The organism is Paenibacillus auburnensis, from assembly GCF_927798115.1.
GTDB classification, from domain to species: Bacteria; Bacillota; Bacilli; order Paenibacillales; family Paenibacillaceae; genus Paenibacillus_AQ; species Paenibacillus_AQ auburnensis.
Window position 1 is genome coordinate 474876 of sequence record NZ_CAKMMG010000001.1, and the last position, 26811, is coordinate 501686.

At 52.7% G+C, this 26811-nt stretch carries 27 protein-coding genes and 1 riboswitch; of the genes, 14 read left to right on the top strand and 13 right to left on the bottom strand.

The genetic code is table 11. The features are described 5' to 3' along the window. Positions 1 to 29: 29 nt before the first annotated feature. The 7 genes from L6H70_RS02165 to L6H70_RS02195 all read left to right on the top strand — a co-directional run bounded on the left by L6H70_RS02165 (position 30) and on the right by L6H70_RS02195 (position 8916). Entirely contained in the window at positions 30 to 1874 is a 1845-nt protein-coding gene (locus L6H70_RS02165) for a HEAT repeat domain-containing protein (protein WP_236329321.1), read from the top strand. A gap of 47 nt (positions 1875 to 1921) precedes the next feature. Further along, the gene (locus tag L6H70_RS02170; RefSeq protein ID WP_236329323.1) at positions 1922 to 3025 is read left to right on the top strand and encodes an AAA family ATPase; all 1104 of its coding nucleotides are present in this window, start codon (positions 1922 to 1924) and stop codon (positions 3023 to 3025) included. Further along, positions 3025 to 5367, top strand: a complete 2343-nt coding sequence (locus L6H70_RS02175) for a DUF5682 family protein (RefSeq protein WP_423802798.1) — start codon at positions 3025 to 3027, stop codon at positions 5365 to 5367. Before L6H70_RS02170 ends, L6H70_RS02175 begins: the two co-directional genes overlap by 1 nt. After that, entirely contained in the window at positions 5368 to 6582 is a 1215-nt protein-coding gene (locus L6H70_RS02180; protein WP_236329327.1) for a VWA domain-containing protein, read from the top strand. A 147-nt stretch (positions 6583 to 6729) separates the two neighbouring features. Next, positions 6730 to 7815, top strand: coding sequence for an aspartate-semialdehyde dehydrogenase (asd, locus tag L6H70_RS02185; protein ID WP_236329328.1), 1086 nt, complete (start codon positions 6730 to 6732; stop codon positions 7813 to 7815). 124 nt (positions 7816 to 7939) lie between these two features. Next, positions 7940 to 8122 carry a DUF3934 family protein gene (locus L6H70_RS02190; protein ID WP_236333068.1) on the top strand — a complete coding sequence of 61 codons (183 nt, stop codon included), beginning with the start codon at positions 7940 to 7942 and terminating at the stop codon, positions 8120 to 8122. Between the two features lie 95 nt (positions 8123 to 8217). Continuing rightward, positions 8218 to 8916 (top strand): pseudouridine synthase, encoded by a 699-nt coding sequence (locus L6H70_RS02195; protein WP_236329330.1) that lies wholly within the window; start codon positions 8218 to 8220, stop codon positions 8914 to 8916. A gap of 1 nt (position 8917) precedes the next feature. Here the strand turns inward: L6H70_RS02195 and L6H70_RS02200 are convergent, their stop codons facing one another. Together L6H70_RS02200 and L6H70_RS02205 are read right to left on the bottom strand one after the other, a co-directional pair. After that, positions 8918 to 10753 carry an ABC transporter ATP-binding protein gene (locus L6H70_RS02200; protein WP_236329332.1) on the bottom strand — a complete coding sequence of 612 codons (1836 nt, stop codon included), beginning with the start codon at positions 10751 to 10753 and terminating at the stop codon, positions 8918 to 8920. Between the two features lie 31 nt (positions 10754 to 10784). Further along, a complete protein-coding gene (locus L6H70_RS02205) occupies positions 10785 to 11234 on the bottom strand; it encodes a MarR family winged helix-turn-helix transcriptional regulator (protein WP_236329334.1) in 450 nt (149 codons plus the stop codon). A 127-nt stretch (positions 11235 to 11361) separates the two neighbouring features. On the opposite strand from L6H70_RS02205, the gene L6H70_RS02210 reads away from it, so the two are divergent. Continuing rightward, entirely contained in the window at positions 11362 to 11904 is a 543-nt protein-coding gene (locus L6H70_RS02210) for a GNAT family N-acetyltransferase (RefSeq protein ID WP_236329336.1), read from the top strand. Between the two features lie 62 nt (positions 11905 to 11966). On the opposite strand, the gene thiE is transcribed toward L6H70_RS02210, so the two are convergent. The 7 genes from thiE to L6H70_RS02245 form a co-directional block, all read right to left on the bottom strand. Further along, entirely contained in the window at positions 11967 to 12623 is a 657-nt protein-coding gene (gene thiE / locus L6H70_RS02215) for a thiamine phosphate synthase (RefSeq protein WP_236329339.1), read from the bottom strand. Further along, positions 12620 to 13441: a bifunctional hydroxymethylpyrimidine kinase/phosphomethylpyrimidine kinase gene (gene thiD / locus L6H70_RS02220; RefSeq protein ID WP_236329341.1), complete on the bottom strand. Its 822-nt coding sequence runs from the start codon at positions 13439 to 13441 to the stop codon at positions 12620 to 12622. Before thiD ends, thiE begins: the two co-directional genes overlap by 4 nt. A gap of 29 nt (positions 13442 to 13470) precedes the next feature. Continuing rightward, positions 13471 to 14268, bottom strand: a complete 798-nt coding sequence (gene thiM / locus L6H70_RS02225) for a hydroxyethylthiazole kinase (RefSeq protein ID WP_236329343.1) — start codon at positions 14266 to 14268, stop codon at positions 13471 to 13473. A gap of 447 nt (positions 14269 to 14715) precedes the next feature. After that, positions 14716 to 15774, bottom strand: coding sequence for an ABC transporter substrate-binding protein (locus L6H70_RS02230; protein ID WP_236329345.1), 1059 nt, complete (start codon positions 15772 to 15774; stop codon positions 14716 to 14718). Continuing rightward, complete coding sequence (locus tag L6H70_RS02235) at positions 15771 to 16547, bottom strand: ABC transporter permease (protein ID WP_236329347.1); 777 nt, start codon at positions 16545 to 16547, stop codon at positions 15771 to 15773. Before L6H70_RS02235 ends, L6H70_RS02230 begins: the two co-directional genes overlap by 4 nt. Next, positions 16528 to 17298, bottom strand: coding sequence for an ABC transporter ATP-binding protein (locus tag L6H70_RS02240; protein WP_236329349.1), 771 nt, complete (start codon positions 17296 to 17298; stop codon positions 16528 to 16530). The genes L6H70_RS02235 and L6H70_RS02240 overlap by 20 nt, the downstream gene beginning before the upstream one ends. Before the next feature lie 117 nt (positions 17299 to 17415). Beyond that, positions 17416 to 17518: riboswitch (TPP riboswitch) on the bottom strand. Positions 17519 to 17588: 70 nt separating this feature from the next. After that, the gene (locus L6H70_RS02245; protein WP_236329351.1) at positions 17589 to 18260 is read right to left on the bottom strand and encodes a TetR/AcrR family transcriptional regulator; all 672 of its coding nucleotides are present in this window, start codon (positions 18258 to 18260) and stop codon (positions 17589 to 17591) included. Between the two features lie 181 nt (positions 18261 to 18441). On the opposite strand from L6H70_RS02245, the gene L6H70_RS02250 reads away from it, so the two are divergent. The 4 genes from L6H70_RS02250 to L6H70_RS02265 all read left to right on the top strand — a co-directional run bounded on the left by L6H70_RS02250 (position 18442) and on the right by L6H70_RS02265 (position 22407). After that, positions 18442 to 19956, top strand: coding sequence for a DHA2 family efflux MFS transporter permease subunit (locus tag L6H70_RS02250; RefSeq protein ID WP_236329353.1), 1515 nt, complete (start codon positions 18442 to 18444; stop codon positions 19954 to 19956). A 159-nt stretch (positions 19957 to 20115) separates the two neighbouring features. Next, on the top strand, positions 20116 to 20955 hold the full coding sequence (locus L6H70_RS02255; RefSeq protein WP_236329355.1) for an amino acid ABC transporter substrate-binding protein: 840 nt from the start codon (positions 20116 to 20118) through the stop codon (positions 20953 to 20955). 22 nt (positions 20956 to 20977) lie between these two features. Next, the gene (locus tag L6H70_RS02260; protein ID WP_236329357.1) at positions 20978 to 21646 is read left to right on the top strand and encodes an amino acid ABC transporter permease; all 669 of its coding nucleotides are present in this window, start codon (positions 20978 to 20980) and stop codon (positions 21644 to 21646) included. Between the two features lie 11 nt (positions 21647 to 21657). Continuing rightward, complete coding sequence (locus tag L6H70_RS02265) at positions 21658 to 22407, top strand: amino acid ABC transporter ATP-binding protein (RefSeq protein ID WP_236329360.1); 750 nt, start codon at positions 21658 to 21660, stop codon at positions 22405 to 22407. A gap of 65 nt (positions 22408 to 22472) precedes the next feature. Here the strand turns inward: L6H70_RS02265 and L6H70_RS02270 are convergent, their stop codons facing one another. Then, on the bottom strand, positions 22473 to 23147 hold the full coding sequence (locus tag L6H70_RS02270; RefSeq protein WP_236329362.1) for an S-layer homology domain-containing protein: 675 nt from the start codon (positions 23145 to 23147) through the stop codon (positions 22473 to 22475). A 113-nt stretch (positions 23148 to 23260) separates the two neighbouring features. Next, positions 23261 to 23839, bottom strand: coding sequence for a hypothetical protein (locus tag L6H70_RS02275; protein WP_236329364.1), 579 nt, complete (start codon positions 23837 to 23839; stop codon positions 23261 to 23263). A 236-nt stretch (positions 23840 to 24075) separates the two neighbouring features. Here L6H70_RS02275 and L6H70_RS02280 point away from each other — a divergent pair, with 236 nt between their 5' ends. Next, complete coding sequence (locus L6H70_RS02280; protein ID WP_236329366.1) at positions 24076 to 24549, top strand: Fur family transcriptional regulator; 474 nt, start codon at positions 24076 to 24078, stop codon at positions 24547 to 24549. A 96-nt stretch (positions 24550 to 24645) separates the two neighbouring features. Here the strand turns inward: L6H70_RS02280 and L6H70_RS02285 are convergent, their stop codons facing one another. Then, the gene (locus L6H70_RS02285; protein WP_236329368.1) at positions 24646 to 25326 is read right to left on the bottom strand and encodes a TIGR00266 family protein; all 681 of its coding nucleotides are present in this window, start codon (positions 25324 to 25326) and stop codon (positions 24646 to 24648) included. 211 nt (positions 25327 to 25537) lie between these two features. Here L6H70_RS02285 and L6H70_RS02290 point away from each other — a divergent pair, with 211 nt between their 5' ends. Continuing rightward, positions 25538 to 25786: a hypothetical protein gene (locus tag L6H70_RS02290; RefSeq protein WP_236329370.1), complete on the top strand. Its 249-nt coding sequence runs from the start codon at positions 25538 to 25540 to the stop codon at positions 25784 to 25786. Here the strand turns inward: L6H70_RS02290 and L6H70_RS02295 are convergent. Then, positions 25767 to 26585: a helix-turn-helix domain-containing protein gene (locus L6H70_RS02295; RefSeq protein WP_236329372.1), complete on the bottom strand. Its 819-nt coding sequence runs from the start codon at positions 26583 to 26585 to the stop codon at positions 25767 to 25769. The two genes, L6H70_RS02290 and L6H70_RS02295, sit on opposite strands and share 20 nt — an antisense overlap. Positions 26586 to 26811: the final 226 nt, after the last annotated feature.

Consider the following 26811-nt stretch of genomic DNA (forward strand, 5'->3'; position numbering starts at 1 on the left):
TCGTATACCTTTGAGTAGGGGGACTGCCCATGAGTACAGCATTATTACAAGAGCTTCATCAGGAAGTCAGAAGGCTTTATATTGCCGGCAGCGACCTGGCGGCGGACGACTTCCGCCTGAAACGCCTGCTGCCGCAGTTTCAGCAGCTGGGTGAGCGGGCAGCCGTCTTTAAGCGGCTCGGTGAAGGTGTGGCTGCCCTTCTTAAGCAGGAGAGTGCAGGGGAGGCTGCTCCGGCGGTGAAGCTGCAGGAGTTGACCCTTCTGCTGGAGTCCGTGCTCTATACACAGGGAACTACATCACCTGCCGGTATTCCAGGCGGGCTGCCGAGCAGCCGCTTTACGCTTGAAACCAAAGTATCATACCGCAAGCTGGCTGCGGTCCGGCAGGCGCTGACCACAACAGGCAGCGGCAGATATGAGACGGTAGTAGAGGCGTTCAATGAGGGGATATTTCAAGATCTGCGCCTGCTGCCGCTGGCTATCGGTGCCTTAAGCGACCCTTATGCTGAGATCGCTGAATTTGCCATGAAGCAGATTCTGCCCTCCTACGGCCCGGCAATCGCTGATTATCTTATGCGGGAATTCGATCCTTCCGGCGGGAAAAGCGATGTACGCAAGCTGCAGGTGATCGGAGAGGCAGGCGGGCCGGAACTGCTTCCTGAGATATTCAAGGCAGCGGTGAACGGCAGCGATGATGTCCGTGTTGCTGCGATCGGCTGTCTGGCCGGACATGAGGCGTATACGACGTCATTGCTGGAATGGACGAATGATAAGAAGAAGCCGATCCGTGAAGCCGCATTTACTGCAGTAGCCGCCGGAGGCTCTCAAGCCGGCATGGAACGGCTGTTGGAGGCGTTTGCCGGGAAGAAAGACCGGGCGCTTGCAGCCGAAGCAGTCGCGAAATGGCCTTCCCCACCGCTTGCAGAGCGGTTGTCTGTGCGGTTCATGGAGGAGCTTCAGGAAGCCTTACAGCAGGACAATACCGACAAGAAAAAGAATGAGAACGTCTGGACCGGCATACAGCCTTATTTAACTGCGCTTGAGGAAGCACGGAATCCGCAACTCGACCAAATATACAGCTTTGTGATACACAATTATGAAAAGTTTATCGCTTTAGGATGGCTGCCTCTGCTGGATCAGGCAGCTTATTATGAGGAAAGGGCAGCATCGGAGCAGGGCCTGGAGCTGCTCAGGGAGCTGGAGCAGCGTAATTCGCGTTATTTGCCTCACTATTTCCGTGCGGCGCAGCAATTGCTGAGTGCTAAGGAGCTCTACAAGCAGTTCGGCGGAACAATGATGAGCAGGCTGAAATCTAAAGTATCAAAAGAAGCGGCAAAGCGTGACCAACAGCTGCTGGAAACGCTGGAGCGGCAGATTATAAACGCTGAAAGCGTAGTATATGAGGTCCCATGGGATTCCTCCAGAGACCGCCAGCAAATCTGGAGGGAAATGCTGTCTGCTGACAAAATTGCTGTAGCCTGGGATCCCCGCTGGCTCGACTGGTTCATAGACCAGGATGCGCTGGATCTGGTGTGTGCCTTTGCCCGGCCGGATTCACCAGCCGCACGCAATTACCTGCTCGGCAAACTTCAGGAGCAGAGCGGTAGACGGAGAGGCCACGATTACATGCTCCATATTTTTATGGGACTGGAACGTGCAGGACTGGCAGAACCGGAACGGCAGGAGCTGCTGATGTCCGTACTGGAGAAGGATAGACTCTATAATCCGTATATGATTCCTTATTATTTGTTTCATCTGATGCTCCGCTTTCCGTCAAGCTACTTTAGCCGGATCGAGGCCATTGCACCCAATTACCGTTATGAATCCAAAACACAGCTGGAATATCTGCTAAATCATTTGCAGAGACAGGAGTAAAGTACTTAGGAAGCTGAATTCACGGTTTACACAAAGGAGAGGTGTACATGTCAACGGGACAAGAGCAGCTTCAGGATTATATGCGGCTGCCTGCTGAGGTTTTGTACCGCGAGGAGCTTGAAGCACTGCGGAGAGAGGATACGGGCAGAATACCGGCCGGCTGGCAGATGTCACCGCGAGCGGTACTCACATTCATCGCCGGGGGGAGAGCCGGAAGCAAGGTCATTACCCCAAAATATATCGGCAACACTCGGCTGATCGAAATGGCCGTTGCTACTCTGGTCACAGACCGGGCGCTGCTGCTGATCGGAGAACCGGGAACGGCTAAATCCTGGCTGTCCGAGAATCTGGCAGCGGCGATTTACGGCAACTCCGGACTGGTGGTCCAGGGGACAGCCGGTACAAGTGAGGAGCATGTGCGCTACTCCTGGAACTATGCCATGCTGCTGGCGAACGGACCGACCCCGGAGGCGCTGGTCAAAAGCCCGATTATGCGGGCGATGGAGGACGGGGGCATCGCCCGGTTTGAAGAGATTTCCCGCTGTGCCTCCGAAGTGCAGGATGCGCTGATCTCGATTCTCTCGGAGAAGACCATCTCCGTACCGGAGCTCGGCAAGGAGGCCGGTGCCCGAAAAGGCTTCTCGATCATTGCCACGGCTAACACCAGAGACCGTGGGGTCAATGAAATGTCCGCTGCGTTGAAGCGGCGTTTCAATATCATCGTGCTGCCAGCACCGTCAGATATTGAAACGGAGCTGTCTATTGTCAAGAAACGGGTTGCTGAGATAGCTTCCTCATACGAGCTTCAGGCTGCTGTACCGGCGGATGATGCGCTGCTCAAGGTCGTGACGATTTTCCGCGAACTGCGCAGCGGGATGACGCTCGACAAGAAGGAGAAGGTGAAGACACCGGCCGGGGTAATTTCCACTGCGGAGGCGATCTCTCTCCTGACCAACAGCATGGCGCTGGCCGCAAGCTTTGGCAGCGGTGAGCTGACCGACAGTGATCTGGCTGCGGGACTCCAGGGGGCTATCGTCAAGGATGATGATAAGGATAAGCTCGTCTGGAAGGAATATCTGGATAATGTCATGAAGAAAAAAGGATCGGAGTGGCGCGGCCTGTATCAGGCCTGTAAGGAGATGAACGAGTGATTAAGGCTGCTGAAGCTGGAGTGCATATTTTCGGGGTGAGGCATCTGTCTCCCGGCGGCGCACAGCATCTGCTGGAATATCTGGATGAGCTTCAGCCTACGGCGGTGCTGATCGAAGGTCCCAGCGATGCAACGGGAGAGATTACGCATCTGACCCAAGGCGCAACTAAACCGCCGGTAGCTATTCTGGCCTTTACTGATGAACTGCCCGTACGGACGGTGCTCTGGCCGTTCGCGGTCTATTCTCCCGAATATCAGGCAATGAAATGGGCTAAGACACACGGTGCTGCTGCTGCATTTATTGATCTGCCTTCTTCGGTAACGCTAGGTTTGCAGGATGCTATGAAGCGGGGGAGAGCCGCTGTACGGGAAGCAGTGCCTGCAGCTGATCCATCGGGTGAACCTTCCGCTGCCGAGATTCAAGACGAAGAATCGCTGTACAGCCGGATCGCCCAGCTTGCCGGTGAATATGACTATGATATGTATTGGGAGCGTAACTTTGAGCATAATGCGAGCACTGGTGCTTATCTGACCTCTATCCTGTCCTTCTCTTCGCAGATGCGTGAGCTCGGTGAAGGGAAGGAGCTGCGGGAGCAGCCGTCGGAATATGCCTATAATGCGCTGCGCGAAGCATATATGAGCCGGCAGATTCAGGCGACAATTGCATCCGGTCATGAGCCGGGCAAAATTGTGGTGATCTGCGGAGCTTATCATGCTTCTGCACTTGCCGGTCAAGCAGCGCCAATGAGTGACGATGAGCTGGCAGCCCTGCCGTCCCGCAGAACCAAGCTGACGCTGATGCCCTATTCGTATTATAAGCTATCTACAATGTCCGGTTATGGGGCAGGAAATGCCGCCCCACATTACTTCGAAATGATGTGGGAGACCATTGAAGCGGGGCATCCGGAGGAACTTCCGCACCGCTACCTGTCCTCGGTAGCCAGCCATGTGCGCAGCGGCGGTACGTACCGTTCTACGGCCGAAGTCATTGAGGCGGTCAGGCTGGCGGAGTCGCTGGCCGCGCTACACGGCGGCAGCAGGCCGACCCTGCGGGACTTACGCGATGCCGCGCAGACACTGCTCGGGCATGGCGATCTTGCGGCTATCGCGGAGCCGCTGGCGAGAGTGGATGTCGGTACAGCTATCGGTTCTCTCGCTGAAGGCGTCAGCCAGACACCGATTCAGGATGACCTGAACCGGCTACTGAAGACTTACAAGCTGGAGAAATACAAATCCACAGTTGCAAGCGAGCTGCAGCTTGACCTCCGGGAGAACCGCAGAGTATCAAGCAGTGAAGCCGCTTATCTGGACCTGCACCGCTCGGTTCTGTTCCAACGGCTGAATCTGCTGGGAATAGCCTTTGCCAAGAACCGGCCAAGCAGCCAGGACAGTGCCACCTGGGCGGAGCATTGGGTCATCCAGTGGTCGCCGGAGGTGGAAATCCAGGTGGTGGAATCCACACTACTGGGCGAGACAGTAGAGGTGGCTGCTGCCTATGTGCTGCGGGAGAAGCTGCAGGAGTGCCGCTCCATAGCGGAAGCTTCGGGGCTAATCCGGATCGCCTGTCAATGTGCGATGACCTCGCAGATGGAGGAAGGCAGCCGGGTGCTGCAGAACCTGGCTGCTCTCAGCAGGGATGTCGTAGGCATGGCTGCCGCGGCCCGTGAATTGTCAACCATCCTTAGCTTCGGCGATATCCGGAAGGTCGATACCGCCCCGCTGATGCCTCTGCTGGAAGAGCTGTTCCGCCGCGGCTGCCTGTTTCTGCTGGATGCCAGCGGCTGTAACGATGAAGCTGCAGGCGCGATGCTTACAGCCATGAATGAGTTAAACGGGATATCCCTTGAGCATGGGGAAAGCCTGGATGAGAAGCTATGGCTGCAGGAGCTGCTGCTGCTCTCGGAACGGGATGACCGTAATCCGCGGCTCTCCGGCTATGCCTGCGCCATTCTGATGGAGCGGGGTGCGGTCTCGGCCGGAGAGGTCGCCGCTGAGGTGTCGCGACGGCTTTCACCGGGCATCCCTGCTGATCTTGGAGCTGGGTGGTTCGAAGGACTGTCGATGCGCGGCCATTACGGTCTCCTGTCACGTATGAGTCTGTGGGAGCAGCTAAACGACTACATCAATGCACTCGATGATGATGAATTTAAGCGGGCGCTGGTCTTCCTGCGCCGTGCATTCAGCACCTTCTCGCCGCGCGAGAAGACAATGATATCCGAGCTACTGGGTGAGCTGTGGGGTGTGAATACCGAACAGGCTGCAGAGATTCTCACCGGTGAGCTGAAGGAGGAAGAAGCCAAAATGCTGGAGGAGCTGAATGATTTTGACTTCGGGGACTTTTAGATGACGAATGAATATAAGCAGGAGAATACCCTTTCCCGCTGGCGGCTGATTCTCGGCCAGGAAGCGGATGCGGCACTGTCCGGCTACGGTGAAGGTGGACAGCTGACGCTGACGGATGAGGAGAAGATAATGGATGCGGCGCTTGCCGCTATTTATGACGAGACAGGAACGGGCGGCACCTCGGGAACGGCCGCCGGCAGCGCCAAGGGCAAGGGCTCAAGCACCGGGCACGGTGCACTGCACCTGTCCAAATGGCTGGGGGATGTGCGCAGCTTCTTCCCGGAGGACGTGGTGTCGATCATCCAGAGCGATGCCATGGAGCGCAGGGGCTGGAAGCAGCTGCTGTTCGAGCCGGAGCTGCTGGCTGCAGTCAAGCCGGATATTCAGCTTGTTGGAACGCTGCTCTCGCTGAAGGGCAAGATTCCGGAGAAGACCAAGGATACCGCAAGAATGCTTGTTAAGGCCCTGGTAGACGATCTGGTCAAGCTGCTGGAGACGGACATCCGGCGCGCAGTCACCGGAGCGCTGAACAAGCGGCAGCATTCACCGCTGCCATCGCTCAGCGGGCTGGACTGGAAGCTGACGATTCAGCGGAATCTGAAGCATTATGACCAGGAGCGTAGGATCATCATTCCCGAGCGTTTTTATTATTTTGACCGCGCCCGCCGCAGCAAGGAGTGGACGGTTATTGTCGATATCGACCAAAGCGGATCCATGGCCGATTCCGTCATTTGGGCATCGGTCATCGGGTCGATCTTCGCCAGCATCCCTGCCCTTAATACCCGTGTGGTCGTATTCGATACTGAAGTTGTGGATCTGACCGAGCAATGTGCCAATGATCCGGTCGATATGCTGTTCGGCATTCAGTTGGGCGGCGGAACAGACATCCATAAATCAGTGAAATACTGTGAGCAGTTTATTGAAGAGCCGAAGAAGACACTGTTCATTATCGTTTCAGACCTGTATGAGAACGGAAACCAGGCAGGACTGGTCCGGCGGATGCGTGAGCTCCGGGAATCCGGTGTCCGCACAATGACGCTGCTGGCATTGTCGGATTCCGGGAAGCCTTCCTATGATGAACATCTGGCCAGGCAGCTGTCGCGGGATGGAACGCCTTGTTTTGCCTGTACTCCGGCGCTGCTTCCGGCACTTGTTGAAGGTGCGCTGAAGGGGCAGGATCTTGGAGAACTGGCGAAGCGGCTCGGAACCGCATAGATTTTTAAGCTTGCGACAGACTGGAGATTTTACAAAAGGAAAGACTTACTTTTCATTCACATATTGTGTAAGCTGCGTATATCATTTATAATCGGTTATTAAAAAGCACCTATCCATAGGAGCGGCTTGAAAGGAAATGAATTTCTTATGTCAAGTAAGTTGAGAGCGGGTATTGTTGGCGGTACCGGTATGGTGGGTCAACGTTTTATTGCACTCCTTGAGAATCATCCCTGGTTTCAAGTGACCGCAATTGCCGCAAGCCGGAATTCGGCAGGCAAAACGTATGAAGAATCGGTGAAGGGCAGATGGAAGCTGTCCACACCTATGCCTGATGCAGTTAAAGGGATTATGGTTCAGGATGCTGCCAATGTAGAAGAAGTGGCTGCGGATGTGGATCTGATCTTCTGCGCTGTTGATATGAAGAAAGAAGAGATCAAGGCACTGGAAGAAGCTTACGCGAAGACCGGAACACCGGTCATTTCCAACAACTCGGCACACCGCTGGACTCCAGATGTTCCAATGGTCATTCCTGAGATCAATCCGGAGCATCTCGAGGTGATTGCCCAGCAGCGCAAACGCCTGGGTACAGAAACTGGGTTTATCGCCGTGAAGCCGAACTGCTCGATTCAGAGCTATATGCCTGCACTAAATGCACTGAATGAATTCAAGCCTTCCAAGGTCGTAGTAACGACTTACCAGGCAATTTCTGGGGCCGGCAAAACCTTTGGTGATTGGCCGGAGATGCTTGACAACGTCATTCCGTACATTGGCGGCGAAGAAGAGAAGAGTGAGCAGGAGCCGCTGCGGATCTGGGGCGAAGTGACTGATGCAGGTATCGTTAAAAGCGAGCAGCCGGTAATCACCAGCCAGTGTATCCGTGTGCCGGTCGCTGATGGCCATTTGGCTGCGGTATTTGCCTCCTTTGAACAAAAACCGTCCAAGGAAGAAATTCTGGAACGCTGGAACAGCTTTAAGGGACGTCCTCAGGAGCTGGGGCTTCCAAGCGCACCGAAACAATTCATCACCTATTTTGAGGAAGAGAACCGCCCGCAGACCAAGCTTGACCGCGACATCGAGAACGGAATGGGGGTTTCCGCAGGCAGACTGCGTGAAGATTCGCTGTATGATTACAAATTCGTCAGCCTCTCCCACAATACGGTACGCGGCGCAGCCGGCGGAGCCGTGCTGATCGCTGAACTGCTGAAGGCGGAAGGTTATATCCAGCCGAAATAATAGAGTCTACAATGCAGCCTTCCGGATCTGTTCCGGGGGCTGTTTGTGTATTTACCTGACATTCTGCCTATAGTAATGGTAAGATAGATTAAGTCTAACGAAAACTGAATACTGACGGAGTGATATTGTGGCAAAAAGTAAAGGCGGCGGCACAGGCAGAGGGACAGGCAGCAAGGGCTGGACCCGCTGGAATAAAACGGCGAAGCCGGTGAAGCCGGTGAAGCCAAAAGGCGGACCCGCCGGCAGCCAAGGGGCAAAGGGTGCTGCCAAAAGCGGCAGCGGAGCAAAAACAGGCGGCAGTAAATAATCTGGCCTTGTGCCTATAGATGGAGTACATGCAGCATCTGATTTGTACGTTGAAATCAGGTGCTTTTGTATTTTCCAGCCGGAAGGAAAGAAACGATGAAGATTGATAAGTATATGAGCATGACAGGAATCTATCCGCGCAGAGAGACTGGCAGGCTGATCCAAGCCGGCCGGATTACGATAAATGGTACAGTCTGTGAAAAGGGTGCCGAGGTAGAGGATGGAGATCTTGTGGCTGTTGACGGCCAGCCCGTTAGTTTTAGCCAAGAAGAATTTGTCTACCTGGCACTGAACAAGCCTGTAGGGATTACTTGTACAGCAGCACGCGAGGTGGAAGGGAACATCATTGATTTTGTGAATTATCCTTCACGGATCTTTGCTGTAGGCCGGCTGGACAAACATTCGGAAGGCCTGATTCTAATGACAAATGATGGGGATATCGTAAACAAAATCATGCGTTCGGAGAACCATCATGAGAAGGAATACCGCGTATCTGTCGACAAGCCGGTTACTCCCGAATTCCTGCAGGCGATGTCCGACGGCGTACCCATTCTTGGAACAGTTACGAAACCCTGTGTTACTTATCCGGTTGACGACCAGGAATTCGGGATCATTCTGACCCAGGGACTTAACCTGCAAATCCGCCGGATGTGCAAAGAGCTGGGCCAAAGAGTCCTGCGCCTGGAACGGACACGGATCATGAATATCACTCTGGATGGATTGCCGCGCGGGGAGTGGCGGCATCTGACCCGGGATGAGCTGAATGAGCTACTGGCTACACTGAACCGGCAATAGCCTAAGCGAAAACTTTTGGCTCAAACTGCTTGTTATACAAATCCTTATAGACGCCGTTCTGCTCCAGCAGTGCTTCATGCGTTCCTTCCTCAGCTATGGCCCCGTCTTTAACGACGAGGATTTGATCTGCTGCCATGATGGTTGAGAGCCGGTGGGCGATAACGATGCTCGTCTTGTTCCTTAACAGGACATGCATGGCTTGCTGAATGTAAAATTCTGAGACGGTGTCGAGTGAGGATGTGGCTTCATCCATAATAATAACGGGCGGATTCTTCAGCAGCACACGGGCGATTGAGATCCGCTGCTTTTCACCTCCGGACAGCTTGATGCCGCGGTTTCCGACCACCGTATCATAACCTTCCGGCAGCCCCATAATAAAATCATGAATATATGCGGAGCGGCAGGCCTCAATAATCTCCGTTTCTCCGGCCTCAGGGCAGGCATAGAGCAGATTCTCCCTGATCGTGCCGTTGAACAGATAGGTATCCTGAGTGACGAGTCCGATCTGGGAACGCAGCGACTCCAGTGTAAAGTCACGAATATTTCTTCCACCAATGGTAATCTTCCCCGAAGTGACCTCGTACAGACGCGGAATCAGGTTCGTAATCGTTGTTTTCCCGGCTCCGCTGGGTCCGACGAGTGCCGTCAGCGTTCCCGCAGCCGCAGTAAACTGGATACCATGCAGAGCAGGTTTATCCGGTTGATAGGCGAAACCCACATTTTCGAATGCAATGCTTTTCCCGGCGGCACTGAACGGCTGTGCCTGTGGTTCATCGACGATGAGCGGCTCCATATCAAAATAATCAAAGATCCGTTCAAACAAGGCCACCGAGCGCTTAATATCCACATACAGATTGGTCATCTGCATTACAGGTCCATACAGTCTGCCGAGCAGTGCGACGAAAGTGATGATGGTACCGACGGAAAGCTCTCCCTGGATAAAAAGAAATCCGCCATACAGGTAGATCAGCATCGGCCCGATACTCGTAAAGGTGGAGAGAACCATCATGAACCAGCGGCCGGCCATCGATTCCCGGATTTGCAGGGAGGTAGCCTCCGCATTGATGGCAGCGAAGCTTTTATATTCCGCATTCTCCTTGGTGAACAGCTTCATTAGCAGATACCCGCTGATACTGAGCGTTTCCTGGATAACCTGATTCTGCTCCGATACTTTCTCCTGTGTCTGCTTGGCGAGCTTCCAGCGCACGTTGCCCATTTTGCGGGTAGGGATAATGAACAGGGGGACAACCAGAATACCCAGCAGTGCCAGCTTCCAGTTCATGATGAATAATGCCGCAGCCGTCGATCCGAGGATAAACAGATTGCTGGCAAAATTGACAATCGTGCTATTAAACACGCCTTGGACCCCGGAGATGTCGCTTGTCATTCTCGTAATAACTTCACCCTGCTTGACTCCCGAGAAGAACTGCAGCGGCATCCGCTGGAGATGGCGGTACATCTGATTTTTCATATCATGGACGATGTTTTGGGAGATAAAGGAGTTCAGATAATTCTGCAATACGCCAAGCAGGCCGGAAATCACCGTAGTTCCGAGCGAAGCGAGCACCAGCAGTACAAGCAGCGTCAGGTTTTTGTCCGGCAGCGCAACGTCGATAATCTGCTGAATCAGGATAGGCGGCAGCAGCCCCAGAACCGCTGACACAATCAGCACAAGCATTACAACAAGCGTCTGCTTCCAGTAGGGTGCAAAATATTTGGATATACGGAGCAGCAGCGCCTTGGAGATATTCGGTCTCCTTTCGTCATCATCAAATTTTAATTTCCCGTGCCCTGGGCCACCACCAAAACCCCCGCCGGGACCAAACCCCCTAGACATTACACATCACCTGCTTTAATAGGATTTAACATTATTGGTCCTGAACCTGCATCAAATGGGCGAGCAGCTGTTTGTTCATACGCAGCAGGGACTCGATATCTTCCTCTGGAAACTGCTCCAGGGCTGAGCTCAGCATTTTGAAGGAAAAAGCTTCTTCGTTATACCGCCTGCACAGCGCTTCTCCCTCAGAGGTAAGGTACAGCTTCGTTTCTCTGCGGTCCTGCTCTGAGGTTATCCGGGATACTAAGCCCTTCTCGGTAAGTGAATCGATATGGAGGCTGACTCTGCTTTTGGCAAAAACAAGCCGCTCTGTCACCTCTTTTTGCGTTTGTCCCGGATTCTCATGAATGGAGTTCAGAACGCCGATCTGATGTACGGTCAGCCCGAGGCTGGCTGCACTCTGGTGGGCAAGCCGTTTGAGCTGGCGGGCTATTTTGAAATAAGAATGATAAACTTCAATCGTGTGTTCCGGATCAATCATCGAAAACCCTGCCCTTCTGAATATAGTTATGCTTGTAAACCGTTAACAATGTAAACTGATTTTACTCCTATACGTAAGGAAAGTAAATGCTATAATTTAACAACCGATACAATGGAGGGTCCGAACGATGTACATAGACAGTCTGGAATTTCAAAGGAACGGGTTACGTTATCTCATCAGGTCAGCGGCCGAGCAGGATGCTGCGGAGTTATCCGGGTTAAGATGGCAGATCGACGGAGAGACAGAGAATTTAGAGCGGCAGCAGGGCGAGGGCTTCATTGATGGAGAGGGTTTTGCCGGGATGATCCGGGAAGATACGGAGGCTAGCCGAAATTTGTTTTTGGTTGCCGAAGTGCAGGGGAGGCTAGTCGGATTTGCCAGATGCGAAGGAAATTCCTTATCCCGAAATGCCCACAAAGTTGAATTTGGCATCTGCATTCTGCAGGAGTTCTGGGGGTATGGGATCGGATATAGTCTGCTGCAGCAAGCTACTTCCTGGGCGGATGCGAACGGAGTTGTAAAAATATCTCTAACGGTTCTGGAGACGAACGGGCCGGCGATCTCGCTGTACCGCAAATTCGGTTTCGAAACCGAAGGTATACTTAAAAAAGACAAGCTTTTGGCTGATGGGACATACTACAGTACACTTATGATGGGCAGATTTAATTAAAAAGAACGGGTGCCGTCTCCTGAAGGAGGGGCACCCGTTCTGTGTTATTGAAATATTGCCGCTTATATTATGGTGGCATCCAGCAATTGCTGTGCTGCTGCGCGGATGTCCCCGGCTGCGGCAATTGCAGAGATCACTGAGACTCCGTCAGCACCAGCCTGGATGACCGGAGGGACATTACCTGCTGTGATGCCGCCAATCCCGACCAGCGGGATGGTAAGACCGCTGCGCCGCAATTGCTCAATGACCAGAGTACCCTGCACAGCCTGTGCATCGTCTTTGGAAGAAGTGGGATAGACCGGACCGATTCCCAGATAGTCCGCTCCGTCCGCAATCGCCTGCTTCGCCTCGGCCAGACTATGGGCCGATACGCCGACGATTTTATGCGCTCCGAGCCTTTGACGGATCGAACCGGCCGGTTCATCCTCCTGGCCGACATGAATACCGTCGGCATCAAGCGCAATAGCCAGGTCTACATCATCGTTCACGATGAAGGGAATGCCGTGTTCACGGCAAATGCCCTGGAGCTGCCTGGCCAGATCGAAAGCCGCATTACCGCGCAGCGAGTCAGGCCCCTTTTCACGAAACTGAAATATTGTAATTCCGCCTGCAATAGCCTGGGTCAGTGTCTCTGCAGGGGTCAGGCGGCAGTTTACGCTGCCCATGATAAAATACAGCTTCAGCATCCTCCGCATATCCCCGGCACTGATCTGCTTCATGGCAGCATCCCCCTTTGTCTGTTCCCGTAGGCAAAATGGTTGGTCGGCCCGTGACCGGCTCCGAACCCAAGGCTGTCCTCAATCGCAGCCTGAATGAAGGACTTCGCCGTAGCAATGGCCTCCGCTACCGTATTCCCTTTAGCAAGTCCGGCGGCTATGGCTGCTGAATAGGTGCAGCCTGTCCCATGGGTATGCCGGGTTGCAATCCGCGGACTGTCCATGTATATGAACTCCTGGCCGTCATAGAGCAGATCAAGCACTCCGGATGTTCCGTCATCGTGGCCGCCTTTCAGGACCACATATTGCGGGCCCATGGCATGGAGAAGCTGTGCGGCTCTTTCACGGTCCGGAAGTCCCGAAATGGTCATTCCTGTTAATATTTCCGCTTCGGGAATATTGGGGGTCACGACAAGGGCGAGCGGCAGCAGCTCTGCAATCAGCGCTCTCACAGCTTCCTGCTGCAGCAGCGGGGAGCCGCCTTTGGCCACCATCACAGGATCAACAACCAGTGAGCTCCAGCCAAACTGCTTGATCTTTCCGGCCACAATCCGGATAATTTCGCTGCTGAATAGCATGCCGGTCTTGACCGCGTCCGGCTGAAGATCGGTTCCGATGGAATCCAGCTGGGTGGCAACGGCATCGGGTTCCAGCGGATAGACCGCCTGAACGCCAAGCGTATTTTGCGCAGTCACAGCAGTAAGTGCCGACATGCCATATACGCCCAGCTCCTGAAATGTTTTGAGATCAGCCTGGATGCCCGCGCCTCCGCCGCTGTCCGATCCGGCGATAGTAAGAGCCTTAAATACACTAGTAGTCATTATGGAGTCTCCTTTTATTACGCTGACGATTATTGGTTAAACAGCCGGATCCGTGATTTCTCGCTATAGATTTGTGGTGTGACCATAGCCAGCTGGTTCAGGAATTCGATCTGGAAGTCTCCCGGGCCTTTGTGCGCGGTCAGCTCTGCAGCAATCTCTGCGGCTACGCCATAGAAGGAAATAGCTTCCGCGGCGGCTTCCAGCCCGTTGCCTTCACTGACAGCAAGAAAAGCCCCGACGACAGCGCTCAGCAGGCAGCCGGTGCCGGTAACTTTGGTTAAGACCGGGTGGCCGTTGCTGACAATGAAAGTGCGGCTGCCGTCTGTAATGACATCCTCTTTACCAGTAATGATAACCACAGAGCCAAGCTTGAGCGCTGCCTTGTTGGCGAGAGCAATGACGTCTCCATCGCCTGCTCCGGCATCTACGCCTTTGCTGGCCCAGCTCTCCCCGGCGACATTGGCTACTTCTGCGACATTTCCTCGCAGTGCGGTAATCTGCATCTCTTTCAACAGCCTTTGCGTGACCTCGCTGCGGTAAGCTGTGGCTCCGGCTCCTACCGGATCAAGCACCAGCGGTACATTATGTTGGTTGGCAGACTGTCCCGCCAGCACCATCGAGGCGATTAACTGCTCGTTCAGTGTGCCGATATTCAGCACCACGGCCCCCGACATAGCGGCTACATCCGCTACCTCCTCATGAGCATCGGCCATGAACGGGGAGGCGCCCAGCGCCAGCAGGCCGTTTGCCGAGAAATTGGCCACCACAATATTCGTAATGTTATGAACGAGCGGATTTAGTTCACGCAGTTTAGCTAAGTAAGTCATGATTAGTCCTCCTAAAAGTTTTGTTAGGAAATGCTTCATTGAGCGGCTTCGGCAAAACTGGCATCGGAAGCACTACTTAAGTTTTGTTAGTGTATGCTTCATTGAATGGCTCCGGCAAAACTATCATTGGGAGCATTTCTTAAGTTTTGTTAGCGTATGATCATTTGTTTCGATAAACCTGAGCACTTTGCAAATAGTTGTATTTTGTACAGTTAAAAACCGGCTTCCGGCTGTCCCAGCCCTGTAATTGCACTTTGTACAATTAAATTAAAAGATATGAGGGCAAAAGGTGATTTTACTGGATTTTAAGTGTATGAAGTGCTAATAAAGCTTAAAAACTCGCGATTTGCCCGAAAATAACTGTACGAAATGCAGTTAGCGAACAGAGACGCTGTCAAACCGCAAATCCGCAAATCCGCAAATCCGCAAATCTGCAAATCTGCAAGTCTACAAATCCACGAAAGCCCCGCTGCTCCCGGTCTCTCCCTGCAGCAGCCCGTTTTCGGCCAGCCAGTCCGCAACCTTGCTCCAGGATTCCGGGTCTTGATACCCGAAGGGCTGGGTACCTGCATCCATTAGCGGAAGGAGAATTCCGAGACTTTTCCGCTCGATCTCCGGATCGAGCGGAGCCGTACTGTCCTCATGGGCGAGTAATATATCCAGTGCGTCTTCCGGCTGATCCTGCACAAACTGCTGCCCTTTGCGGGCTGCCTTCATGAACTTGCTGAAATAATCCTTTGAATCCTTTAGACCATGCTCACTTGCAACCAGCACAAGCTCATAATAATCGGGCACGCCATACTTAGTCGGGTCAATGGAGATGACGGGATGCTTTTCCTTGTCTAAGATCAGCTGCTCATGATTGATGAAGCCGCCAATGATTCCGTCAACCCGTCCCGTACTGATAGCGGGAATCAGATCGAAACCCACATCGACCATTTTAAGCTTTTGTGGATCGCCGCCATCATGTTTTACCATCGTCCGGAGCATGGCTTCATAGAGCGGAATGGAGGAGTAGCCGGCTGTCTTGCCGGAGAGATCCTTAGGGCTTGTGATGCCGCTGTCCGCAGGAACAAGCAGATGATTCAGCGGATGCCTTACGAGTGCGGCGATCGATTTCACGGGAATCTGTTCAGCGCGTGCCATCAGCACCTGGGGCTGATAGCTGAGTGCCAGATCTACTTTACCAGCAGCGACCAGCTTCAGGGCATCATTACTGTCTGCCGGCATCTGAATCTCTACATCCAGCCCTTCCTCGGCAAAATATCCCTTCTGCTGCGCAGCATAGAGAAAGGTATGAACCGCATTCGGATACCAATCCAGCATAATCGTCAGCTTATGCGGCTGCCCGCCGCCACTTTCGGGAACGGCAGACGGCGTGGGATTGGCAGAGTCAGGCCCGCTGCAGCCGCTGACTGCAGTGAGCAGAATGATCAGCAGGAACATAGGAGTATAGCGGTGCAGGATACTTTTTCGGGAATGATTAGAACTAAAGGAGTTGCTCATCGGTGGAAGCCTCTTTTCTTCAACAATATTTTTTCAAGGACAATAATACATAGAAACAGCATGATTCCGAGAGCGGAGAGCAGGCAGACTGCGGCGAACATTTCTGCACTCTGCAGATTGCCGGCCATACGGCGGCTGTAATAGCCAAGGCCCTTGCTGCCTCCAAGCCATTCGCCGATTGTGGCGCCAATGACACAGTAGACGATGGATAGCTTAAGCCCGGAGAAGAATGCAGGCAGAGCCAACGGGATTTGTATCTTAACCAGCAGCTGACGGCGGTTCGCCCCGAGTGTAAGCAGCAGTTCCCGGTATTGCTCACCGCTTTTATGCAGGCCATCGTATGTACCTACAACTACAGGAAAGAAAGCTGTCAAAAAGACGACCGCCACCTTGCCCCCGAGTGTGTAGCCGAACCACATAATAAAAATAGGTGAAAGAGCGATCAGCGGAACCGTCTGGCTGACAATAAGCAAGGGATAAACTGCTTTTGCCAGCGGCCGGGACAGATGCATCGACACTCCAAGCAGAGTTCCGCAGACTACAGATGCAGCGAATCCAAGCAGCGTTTCCTGGAGTGTTACCGGCAAATGCAGTCCGAACAGCAGGGATCGCTGCTCCACTAGCGCGGTCCAGACCGAGGACGGGGCAGGGAGGATGAAGGGAGGGAAATGGCCCAAACGCACGGCAGCTTCCCACACCACGAGCACCAACAAGACCAGCAGGGCGGCAGGGCCATAATTCCTGAGCAGCCTGTTAATGGTTGATACTCTCATGCAGTCTCCGCTCCAGCTCTTCCCGCAGGGCTATGAACTGCGGTTGATAGTTTAGTTGATAATGTCTGGGTCTCGGCAGATCAACGGTCATTTCCTGCAGTCTTTCACAGCTGCCGCCAGTCATCAGATAGATCCGGTCGCTGAGCAGCAGCGCCTCCTCCAGATCGTGCGTGATGAACAGTACAGTTTTACCAAGCCCGCCCCACAGCTCCAGCAACCAGCGGTGCAGTTCGCGTTTGGTGATTGCATCCAAAGCTCCAAAAGGCTCATCCAGCAGCAGCAGATCATTTCCTGCGGCCAGCGTCCGCAGCAGCGCAACCCGCTGCCGCATTCCGCCGGACAGCTCCTGCGGGTAGGCCGCTTCCGTGCCGGCGAGGCCGAAGCGGTGCAGCAGACCGCGGATTTGCTGCACCGCATCCTCTTTGCTGCAATCTCGCTTTAGCTCCCAGGGAAGCAGGCAATTGTCCAGAACTGTTCTCCAGGGCAGCAGCAGATCCTGCTGCGGCATATAACCGATTTTACCCAGGCGCGAAGCAGCATTTAAGGACGGCAGCCCGCTGATCCGGATATTTCCGCTTGCGGGTTCCAGCAGGCCGGCGATGATTTTGAATAAGGTGCTCTTGCCGCAGCCGCTTGCGCCGACCAGCGAGATGAACTCTCCCTGACTTGCTTCCATGGAGAGCTTTGAGAATACCGGCTGGCTATGGGCAGCGGCAAAAGAGTATTGAAGATCAGTAATGGAGAGCAGCACTGCTTATATTCCTCCTTAAATTACGAAGTGCTGTAAACGCAAGAAGACCCATTCATTTCCGGAGGAAATGAATGGGTCTGAAAGTTTCAAATCGTTGGCAGGGATAACGCAACGCTGATCATTTCTGCTCCACTTCCCTCCGCTGGTATGATCCAGATCAGGTTCCAAGGGTCCGGAGCATAAACTCCGTCTCAGTCGGCCGACTCCCCTAGTGAAAAAACAGGTCAATATTCAATTCGTAATTGCTAATTAATATACCATAACTTAGCGGATTGTAAAGATAGTCTTCCTTAAAGCGGCTGAAGACCATCCACGAACAACGCCAGGATCCCCGCTGTAATTTGCTCTTTGGTAGAGCCATATTGCTTCTGTTGAAAAAGATACAGATCGGGGCTGAGCACGGCAATCAGCGCGGTTGCGGTGAACTGAGGATCAATTGCTGGGATCTCACCGGAAGCAGCAGCGCGCACTAGCAGCTCCTTCAGAAATTCGTTCAGCCGCCGGAAGAAAGGATGCTCAAACTGGGTAAGCTGTTTTTTGCCGGTGAACTCTGATTTGATCAGCTGTAACAATTCAGCATGCTGCTCAATGAAATCGACGATCCGGCCAATGCTGCTCCGTAAGTGGCCAAGTGCGCCTGACCCGGCTTCCGGGAACACAAGCTCATGCTCCAGGCCGGTCAGAAACCGCTCCGTACTGTCCCGCAGCAGCATGGAACAGATTTCACCTTTGTCCGAAAAACGGCGGTAGAGGGAGCCTTGCCCGATGCCAGCCCGCTTGGCGATGGCGTGCATACTGACAGCTTCCAGACCGCTGGCTATAAACAGCTCCCGTGCCGCCTCCAGGATACGCCGGACATAAGGATCTTGAGTATTTTTTTCTGCCTTACCTTGTTCCGTTACTGTTGTAGTTCCCGGCGGATTAGCCGTGTTTGAAACGGGATTCGGATCTATAGGTTTCATATTCTTTCCTTTCAGGAACACTCATGTATTTGTAGTGCCGAAAGATTCATTTGACACAGCGGACAATTGTCCGTAGACTGATTGTGGATCAACGGACAATTGTCCGCTTAGCAATTATATAGATAAAGCTGTGCCGCGGTCAATGATCTCACCGCAGCACAATATTAGGAGGAGAAGAAGCATGGAAAGTGCAGTACAGCAGGATGCTGAGTTTCGTTTATCCAGTATTCTGGTTCCGTTGCTGGCGATTATAGCCGGTGTTTTTATGGTTGTACTCGACAGTACAGCAATGAATGTGGCGCTGTCCACCCTGGTTAAGGACTTTCACACGAATTTAACGACGCTGCAATGGATCGTGACCGGGTATATGCTGGCACAGGCTTCCGTAATCCCGCTTTCGGGCTGGCTGTCTGACCGTTTCGGGGCCAAAACCGTTTTTTTGACGGCAGTGGTTGTGTTTACTATAGGTTCAATTCTGTGTGCAACACCCAGCAGTGCGGAATGGCTGATTGCCTTCCGGGTGCTGCAGGGGCTCGGCGGGGGCTGTGTTCTCCCGGTGGGGATGGCCTATGTGTACAGACTGGCTCCGAAGAGCAAAGTTGGCATTGTAATGGGGATTATGGGGATTCCGGTGCTGTTCGCTCCGGCAATCGGGCCTGTATTGTCCGGCTGGCTGGTGCAGTATCATTCCTGGCGCTGGATCTTTCTGATCAATATTCCAATCGGCATCATCTGCGTGCTGATCGGCCTGCGGAAGCTGCCGAATTCGCAGCGCGGGCAAGTTCCGGGCATGGATAAGCTCGGGATGCTGCTTGGACCGCTGGCATTTGCTTCGCTGACTTACGGTGTCAGCCAAGGTGCTGAAAGCTGGTCTTCAGACAAAACCCTCATCGGCTTGTTGCTGGGTGTGGTGGCTCTGATTGCTTTTGTAATTACGGAGCTGCGCTCAAAGACGCCGCTGCTGGAGCTGCGTATTCTACGCTCTATTGATTTCAGTACAGGGATTCTCGTGCAGTGGATTGCCCAGTTTGGTCTGTACGGGGCATTGTTTCTGCTTCCGCAATTTCTGCAGCAAGCCCGCGGCTTCGGCGCTTTTGACACAGGGCTGACTTTGCTTCCCCAGGCGATTGCTTCTGGTCTAATGATGCCTATTGCCGGGATTTTATTTGATAAGATCGGGGTACGCTGGCTGGTGGTCTGCGGGCTCACTCTAGTGTCAGGTGCGCTGTTCCAATATTCCCATGTAGATCTGACTACACAGAGCCATGATCTTATCGTTCCGCTGATCATGTGCGGTGCGGGCATGGGCATGATGATGATGCCGATGAATACCCATCTGCTCAATAAAGCCCCGAGCCAGCTTGTTAACCGGGTGACTTCACTGACTAATTCGATGCAGCAGGTCATCAATTCACTGGCCGTATCCACTCTAGTCACCATTCTAACGTCCAGGGCTGCAACGCGCGGAGCTGAAATGAAGGCTGCCGCCGCGGCTTCGGGAGTTGACGCTGCATCCGCCTCTCCGGAAATGCTGAAGCAGGCTACACAGACAGTGCTCGCCCAGGGTTTTGCCGATACGTTCCACATCATGATTTATGTCGCGCTTGGCGGTGCAGTACTTGGCCTGCTGCTGCGCAGAGGGCGTAAAAGCGCAGAAGGTGAAAGTAAGCGGCAACCTGAAATCATGCACGGATAACATAAATTGTCTGTTCAAAAATGTCCCCGCTGCACCAGTTTGGTGCGGCGGGGATTTTTTTGTCATCTGCTGCGAAAGGCGAGAAAAAATTCCGTTTTTGGGCATGATAACTTCAGTCTATGTGAAAGTCATTAATTAGCGCAGAAGGAGGAATAGGCGATGAAAAAATGGAGCCTGACTACGCTGTTACTGCTTAGCGTGCTTTTGACAGCATGCGGCAACAATACGAACAATGCAAACGACGGAGGGACTGCAGGCAATGGAGGCACGGAGGCAACGGCTGCGCCGGCCGGGCAGAATAGTCTTGAATCGGTAAAGGCGGCCGGAAAGCTGCGGATCGGGACAGAGGGGACATATTCTCCCTTTACGTATCATGATGCAAACGGGACGCTCACCGGTTTTGACGTAGATATTGCCAAAGAGGTAGCCAAACGCCTGGGAGTGGATGCGGAATTTATTGAGACCCAGTGGGACGGCCTGTTTGCCGGAATGGATGCGAAGCGGTTCGACACTATTTTTAACGAGGTCTCGATCACCGATGAACGCAAAGTGAAATACGACTTCTCCGATCCATATGTAGTTTCCAAAGCCGTGCTGATCGTGGGGCAGAACAATGAAGACATTAAGAAATTCTCTGATCTCAAAGGCAAAAAAGCCGGCCAGTCTTTGACCACTAATCTGTCTGACATTGCGCGCGAGAACGGTGCGGAGATTGTAGCGGTGGAGGGCTTCAATCAGGCGATTGACCTGCTGGTTTCCGGCCGGATTGATGCGACGATTAACGATGGTTTGTCCTTTCTGGATTTGAAGAAGCAGAAGCCGGATGTAAAAATCAAGCAGGTGGATGAAATCGCAGAAGGCTCCCGCAGTGGTGCTGTTTTCCTGAAAGGAAATGAGGAACTGGTGCAGGCAGTGAATGAGGCGCTAACTGCAATGAAGGCAGATGGGACGTATCTGAGCATTTCCGAGAAATATTTTGGGGCAGACGTGTCTAAATAACGGATGAAGGAGTTTCTAAGCGATGGATGACCGCAAGCTGCACATATTCCTGGATTCGCTGCTGCCCCTGTTCAAAGCAGGGGTGGCTTATACTATCCCGCTGGCACTGGTCTCGTTTGCACTTGGACTACTGCTTGCGGTGGTTACCGCGCTCGTGCGGCTTTCATCCTGGAGAATTCCGCAGCTAATCGCCAGATTCTATGTCTGGGTCATCCGCGGGACTCCGCTGCTGGTTCAGCTTTTTATTATCTTCTATGGCCTGCCGTCGGTCGGTATTGTGCTCGATCCTTTTATCGCCGCAGTGATCGGCTTTACGCTCAGCGTCGGAGCCTATTCCTCCGAGGTTGTCCGCGCTGCCATACTATCGATACATAAAGGCCAATGGGAGGCTGCATTTTCGGTCGGAATGACCCGGGTTCAGGCGCTGCGCAGAATTATTCTGCCTCAGGCGGCGCGCGTGTCCGTTCCCCCTTTATCGAATTCTTTTATCAGTCTCGTAAAAGACACCTCGCTTGCGGCCAGCATTACCTATGTGGAAATGTTCAGAACAGCGCAGCAGATTACGGCAACCACCTACGAACCGCTGCTGCTCTACTGTGAGGCTGCGCTCTTTTACCTGCTGTTCTGCTCAGTGCTGTCCGTACTGCAAAATATGCTTGAGAGACGGTTTGACCGTTATTCGGCAAGATAGGAGGCGGCTTCGTGATTGAAATTCAAGACTTGCACAAATCCTTCGGCCCGCTGCAGGTCCTGAAGGGGATTGATCTCCGTTTGGAACACGGGAAGGTGCTTGTTATCATTGGCCCCTCGGGTTCCGGCAAAACCACGCTGCTCCGCTGCTTCAATCTGCTGGAGATCCCTGACCGGGGAACCCTGCAATTGGCCGGACTCAGGATCGATTTCACAGATAATCGCCAAATTCCGCGGAAGACAGTGCTCAGCCTGCGCCAAAAAACAGGAATGGTTTTCCAGTCGTACAATCTGTTTCCGCATATGACCTCACTGGGCAATGTAATGGAGGGACAAGTTACGGTCCAGAAGCGTTCACGGGAAGTTGCGAAAAAACGGGGCTTGGAGCTTCTGGCTAAAGTAGGTTTGGCAGATAAGACAGAGTCCTATCCCCATCAGCTGTCCGGCGGCCAGCAGCAGCGGGTCGCTATTGCCCGTGCGATGGCAGTGGAGCCGGAGGTGCTGCTATTCGATGAGCCGACCTCTGCGCTGGATCCCGAGCTGGTGGGTGAGGTGCTGAAGGTCATCCGGCAGCTTGCTGCTGAAGGAATGACCATGGTGATCGTAACGCATGAGATGAAGTTTGCCGCCGATGTTGCGGATACGATCATCCTGATGGATCAGGGAGTGATTCTGGAGCAGGGTACTCCGCAGCAGGTACTCAGGCAGACAAGGAATCCGCGTGCCCTGCAGTTCCTGAACAGGCTCATCGGGGAGGAGTAAGCATAAAGGCAGTCCGGGAGGTCCGGGCTGCCTTTTTTTATGGATGTACAGTAATAAGCTTCCTGTTAATTACCGGATGTTGCATTGCTGCGGGATTTCAGGTAGTCCAGTGCATTGTAGAGCATTACAGCCGCTTCTGCACGGGTAAGCTCGCTTTTCGGATTAAATTTGCCGTTTGCATCCAGGGTGTTGATGTTGTATTTCAGGGAGCGCTGGACACTGCCTTGATACGAGGGATCCAGTGCATCGTCGTCAGCGATATCCACCGGGACAATATTGATCATTGGCAGATTGCCTACTTTTTCTATGCCCTGAATCAGGAAGTTCGTGAACAGTTCCTTGGTTATCGGCTTGGCCGGATCGATATCTGCCGGAATTTCAATGCCATTATAGTAGGCGTTAATGAAGGCCTCCGTATACCAGACATTGTCTTTTACCTTGCTGAAAATACTGCTGGCTACAGGAGCCTTGTTGAAATCAATCGCAGCCAGGCTCAATTGCAGACCCCCGGAGATGAACTGTATCCCCTGGGCTGTCGTCACTTTAGAACCTGGAAGGAACTGGGTATCGGATATCCCTTTGATCAGACCCTGTGCTTTTAGCGCGTTAATCTTGTCTTTGCCGGTCACATTGCTAATATCTTTGAAGGTACCGCCTGCCGCAAACATAGGACTCCCGAGCGAAAAGGAGAGGAGCGAAACCGTTGTAATTACAGCAAAAGCACTCTTTTTCATGTTCATTACCCATTCCACCTCTGGCTTTAGTTGGGCCGCTTGGCCATTTTCAACTCCTTTGACGCAGCAGAATGTGGAAAAGTTGCATGCCAGTTATAATAATGTCTTTATTGAACTGCTTACATATTCTCTTGAAATAGCAGGTTCCGGTAGGGATATTTACTGAACCGGGTTTTGAACAGCAGGGCCAGGCCGTGCTCTTCTATTGTTACAGACTTTAGAGTTTGGGCCTTGATGAATCTGCGGACCATAGTATTTACGGTTTTACTATGATTTCGGTTGATTGCCGCAGCCAGATCCTCTGCATAGCTTAGGGATACAGCAAGCTTCTTGTAAAAAGGCAGAACTGCCCGGGCTACTGCGCGGTGTACCGTGGTACTAAACGTGAATTGCACTGAGCCTGGCGGGATCGTCGTCCCATTCGTGTAGAAGGCAACAGGCAGCGGGAAAGGAAAAGAGATAAAGAATCCGATGCCGTTCGTTCCATAATTCTTCACACCGGCAAGAGTAGGTATGCAGGATAGCAGCCGGCCCATTAGACTAAGGTCTGCTTTGACCACAGCGGCCGACCATTGCCCGGCAAAGCTGTGGTTTCCGGCAATTTTCCGGTAGAAGGGCAGCATGGCCTTGGCTACCCGGCGCAGAACACGGGCCGTTACGAGAGGCTGGACTTGCTGTCTTCGGTTTGGTTGTGCCATCCGGACCATCCTCACATGTTGGAATTAACTCTCTATAAGGTATGGATTCTTGCCACTTCGCGGATGGGCGGGTGCATAGTCTGTGGATATTTTTGATTCATTGTGCGGAATTTGGGGCATTAATGGTATAATGAATGTAGGCACTTTTCATATTCCGGTAATTTTGTTATGCTTATATCGTAATGGTTACTATTAAGAGGATGATGGAAATGCTTCCGGAAAGGTGGGAGACCTGAGTGAACCCAATTACTAATATCAGCCAGCAGTTTGCCGCGCAAAACTATAAATTAACACCACAGCGTGAAGCCATCGTGAAGGTGCTGCTCGACAATGAAGAAGAGCATCTAAGCGTAGAAGAAGTTTATATGAGAGTAAAAAGCAGCTATCCGCATCTTGGCCTGGCGACGGTCTACCGTACCTTGGAACTGTTGTGCGAGCTGCATATTGTGGAGAAAATGAATTTCGGCGACGGTGTGGCGCGTTACGATTTGCGGGACTGCGACCATGCCCATATGCATCATCATCTGATCTGCAATGTCTGCGGCAGACTGGAGGAAATCAAGGATGATTGGCTTCTGGAGCTGGAGCAGCGCCTGGAGGCGGAATACGGCTTCAGCGTGACAGATCACCGGCTTGATTTCAAGGGAACCTACAATACCTGTAAGCGGTCCGGCTGCAAGGGAGAAAAGGAACGCAAAGCGGTCTCCTGACTCAGGCAGTTTGTTGTAATCAAGTTCAAGGAAATGCGGAAAAAGCAAGGCTGCACAGGTCAGCCTTGCTTTTTTGTACGCCTTGCGGTGCAATCCTTAAGGTCTGGAAGGCACAAACGATTTGATCCAGTTGCCGAAGCTGCCCGGATTACGGGTCTGCACCAGTACAACACCTTCGCCGCGGAAACGGCAGACGAGAGCTTCCCCGCTGGTCAGGCTGTTCAGCCAGCCGGTGGCGGCTTTTTCAATCTTATAGTCCATATAGTCCGGCCAGGCTACCAGGTGTCCGTTGTCGATAATCATCTCTTCACCAGGCTCCAGGTTGATCGCATGAATCGCCCCGAAAGAGGAGAGGAAGACGGTTCCGCTGCCGCTGATTTCGACAATGAAGAAGCCTTCACCGGAGAACAGGCCACGGGTCAGATTCTGCATCTTGGTATTGACCTGAATGCCGTGGGTGCCTGCAAGGAAGCCGTCTTTCTGCACGTACAGCTTGTACGATCCGTCCAGCTCAATGGCTTGAATATCACCGATCGCACCCGGAGACAGCAGTACTTCACATTGCCCCCGCGTTGCTGCCAGCTCCTGGAAGAAAAATTTCTCTCCGCTCAGCATCCGGCCCAGCCCGCGCATGAGTCCACCGTCTACCGTACCTCTTAATTCAACACCCGGAGACATGGCCACCATCGCACCCATCTCTGCCTTTACACTTTCGCCGGGATTCATCTGCACCTTTAGCATTGCAAAGGCACCATCGTACAATACATCGTATTTCATCCAATTCCTCCGATTCCGCCTTTTTATAGGCTCCGCTGCTAAATTCACTTCTATCATACCATTTTCTGATTCTGCAAGCTGCCAGCGGGAAGCCCGGTAACAGTTAATTAATACTCAAGTATTACAGGTAAAGCCATCAGAATTATGTTAAAATTAAAGTACTGTCAGCCGATAGGCAGACAGATTTTACAACTGAAGGAGTGTTGCCTGAATGGCACGCACAAAAACGCAAAAAGCCCTGCTTAAAGCAGCACGCAGCGGAACCTGGGTAGCAGAGAAAAACCGGAGAACAGGACTGGATTACAGCGCAATCTCTCAGCACGTAAGAGTTACCCCGAGCAAACAGCAAAAATTGCATAAGGTCAAACACAAGGAGCGGATCTTCCAGGATGGCGCTCCTTTTCATTTGCCCTGCAATAGGACAGGCGGTTTCACCCGGCCTACATCTGTTCTCTGCTAAATACGCGGTATTGTCTAGGCGACATTCCGAAACGGCCGCGGAACAGGCGGTGAAAGTAAGTATAGTTGGCAAAACCGCAGGTTTCAGACACATGCTCCAGCGGCATCGGACTAAAGGTGATCCGCTCACGCGCCATCTCCAGCCGCACATCATTTACATACTTAACAATGCTGGTTCCAAAAGCCTCCTTAAACAGATGAACCGCGCGCGAGACAGATATATCCACATAACCTGCTACATCCTCCAGCCGGAATGGAATGGCGGCATGCTCTTCCACATACTGCTTCATCCGGTATGCAAGGTAGCCTTTGGGTGAAATCGCCGGCTGCTCAGTCATCAGCCTGTCAATCTCCATACATAAAATCTGCAGATAACAAGCTGTAATCTCCGGTGAAGAATCGGATAACCGGCGCTGTTCCAGGACGAGCTGGCGGAAGAGGCCGAGGAAATGATCGCTAAGTGGCAAACGAAGCACAGCAGGGCGGTGCTTACGGTTCCACCATTCCTCGATCCAGGGTCCGCCGCAAAAAATGTGATAATCTCCACTTTCGACCCGCGGTTTTCCTGCGGAATAGATCTCTTTGTCAATGCTTAAGTAATAAGGGTCATTAGGTGCAAACAGCATCAAATCTCCAGCTTCTACCGAAGAAAGGACGCCGTCGATGCGGGTTCGGCTCCGGCCTTCCGTCTGAAGCCGCAGCAAATAATTCTGTACGCCGTCTGCCCGTGACATGTGGAAGGGCTTGCGGTGGAATGAGAATCCGGCAGTATAAACGTGGCATGGTGCGGTGTAGGTCATGGGTCCTCCTGAGTGGCAGAAATAATAGCTGAATTGTTCATGTTTAAATCATATTATTCATTTTATTATATACGCTTTCATATTACCATGTAGCTATGCAAAAACATATAAACCATGAAAAGGGGGCTGTGCTGCGGCTCTGAGAGCTACATAGTCAGTTTAGGATAAGTAATTGTAGTGATACGGGATATATAGGCCAGCTTAGTATAGCAGCCCTTTTGTTCAG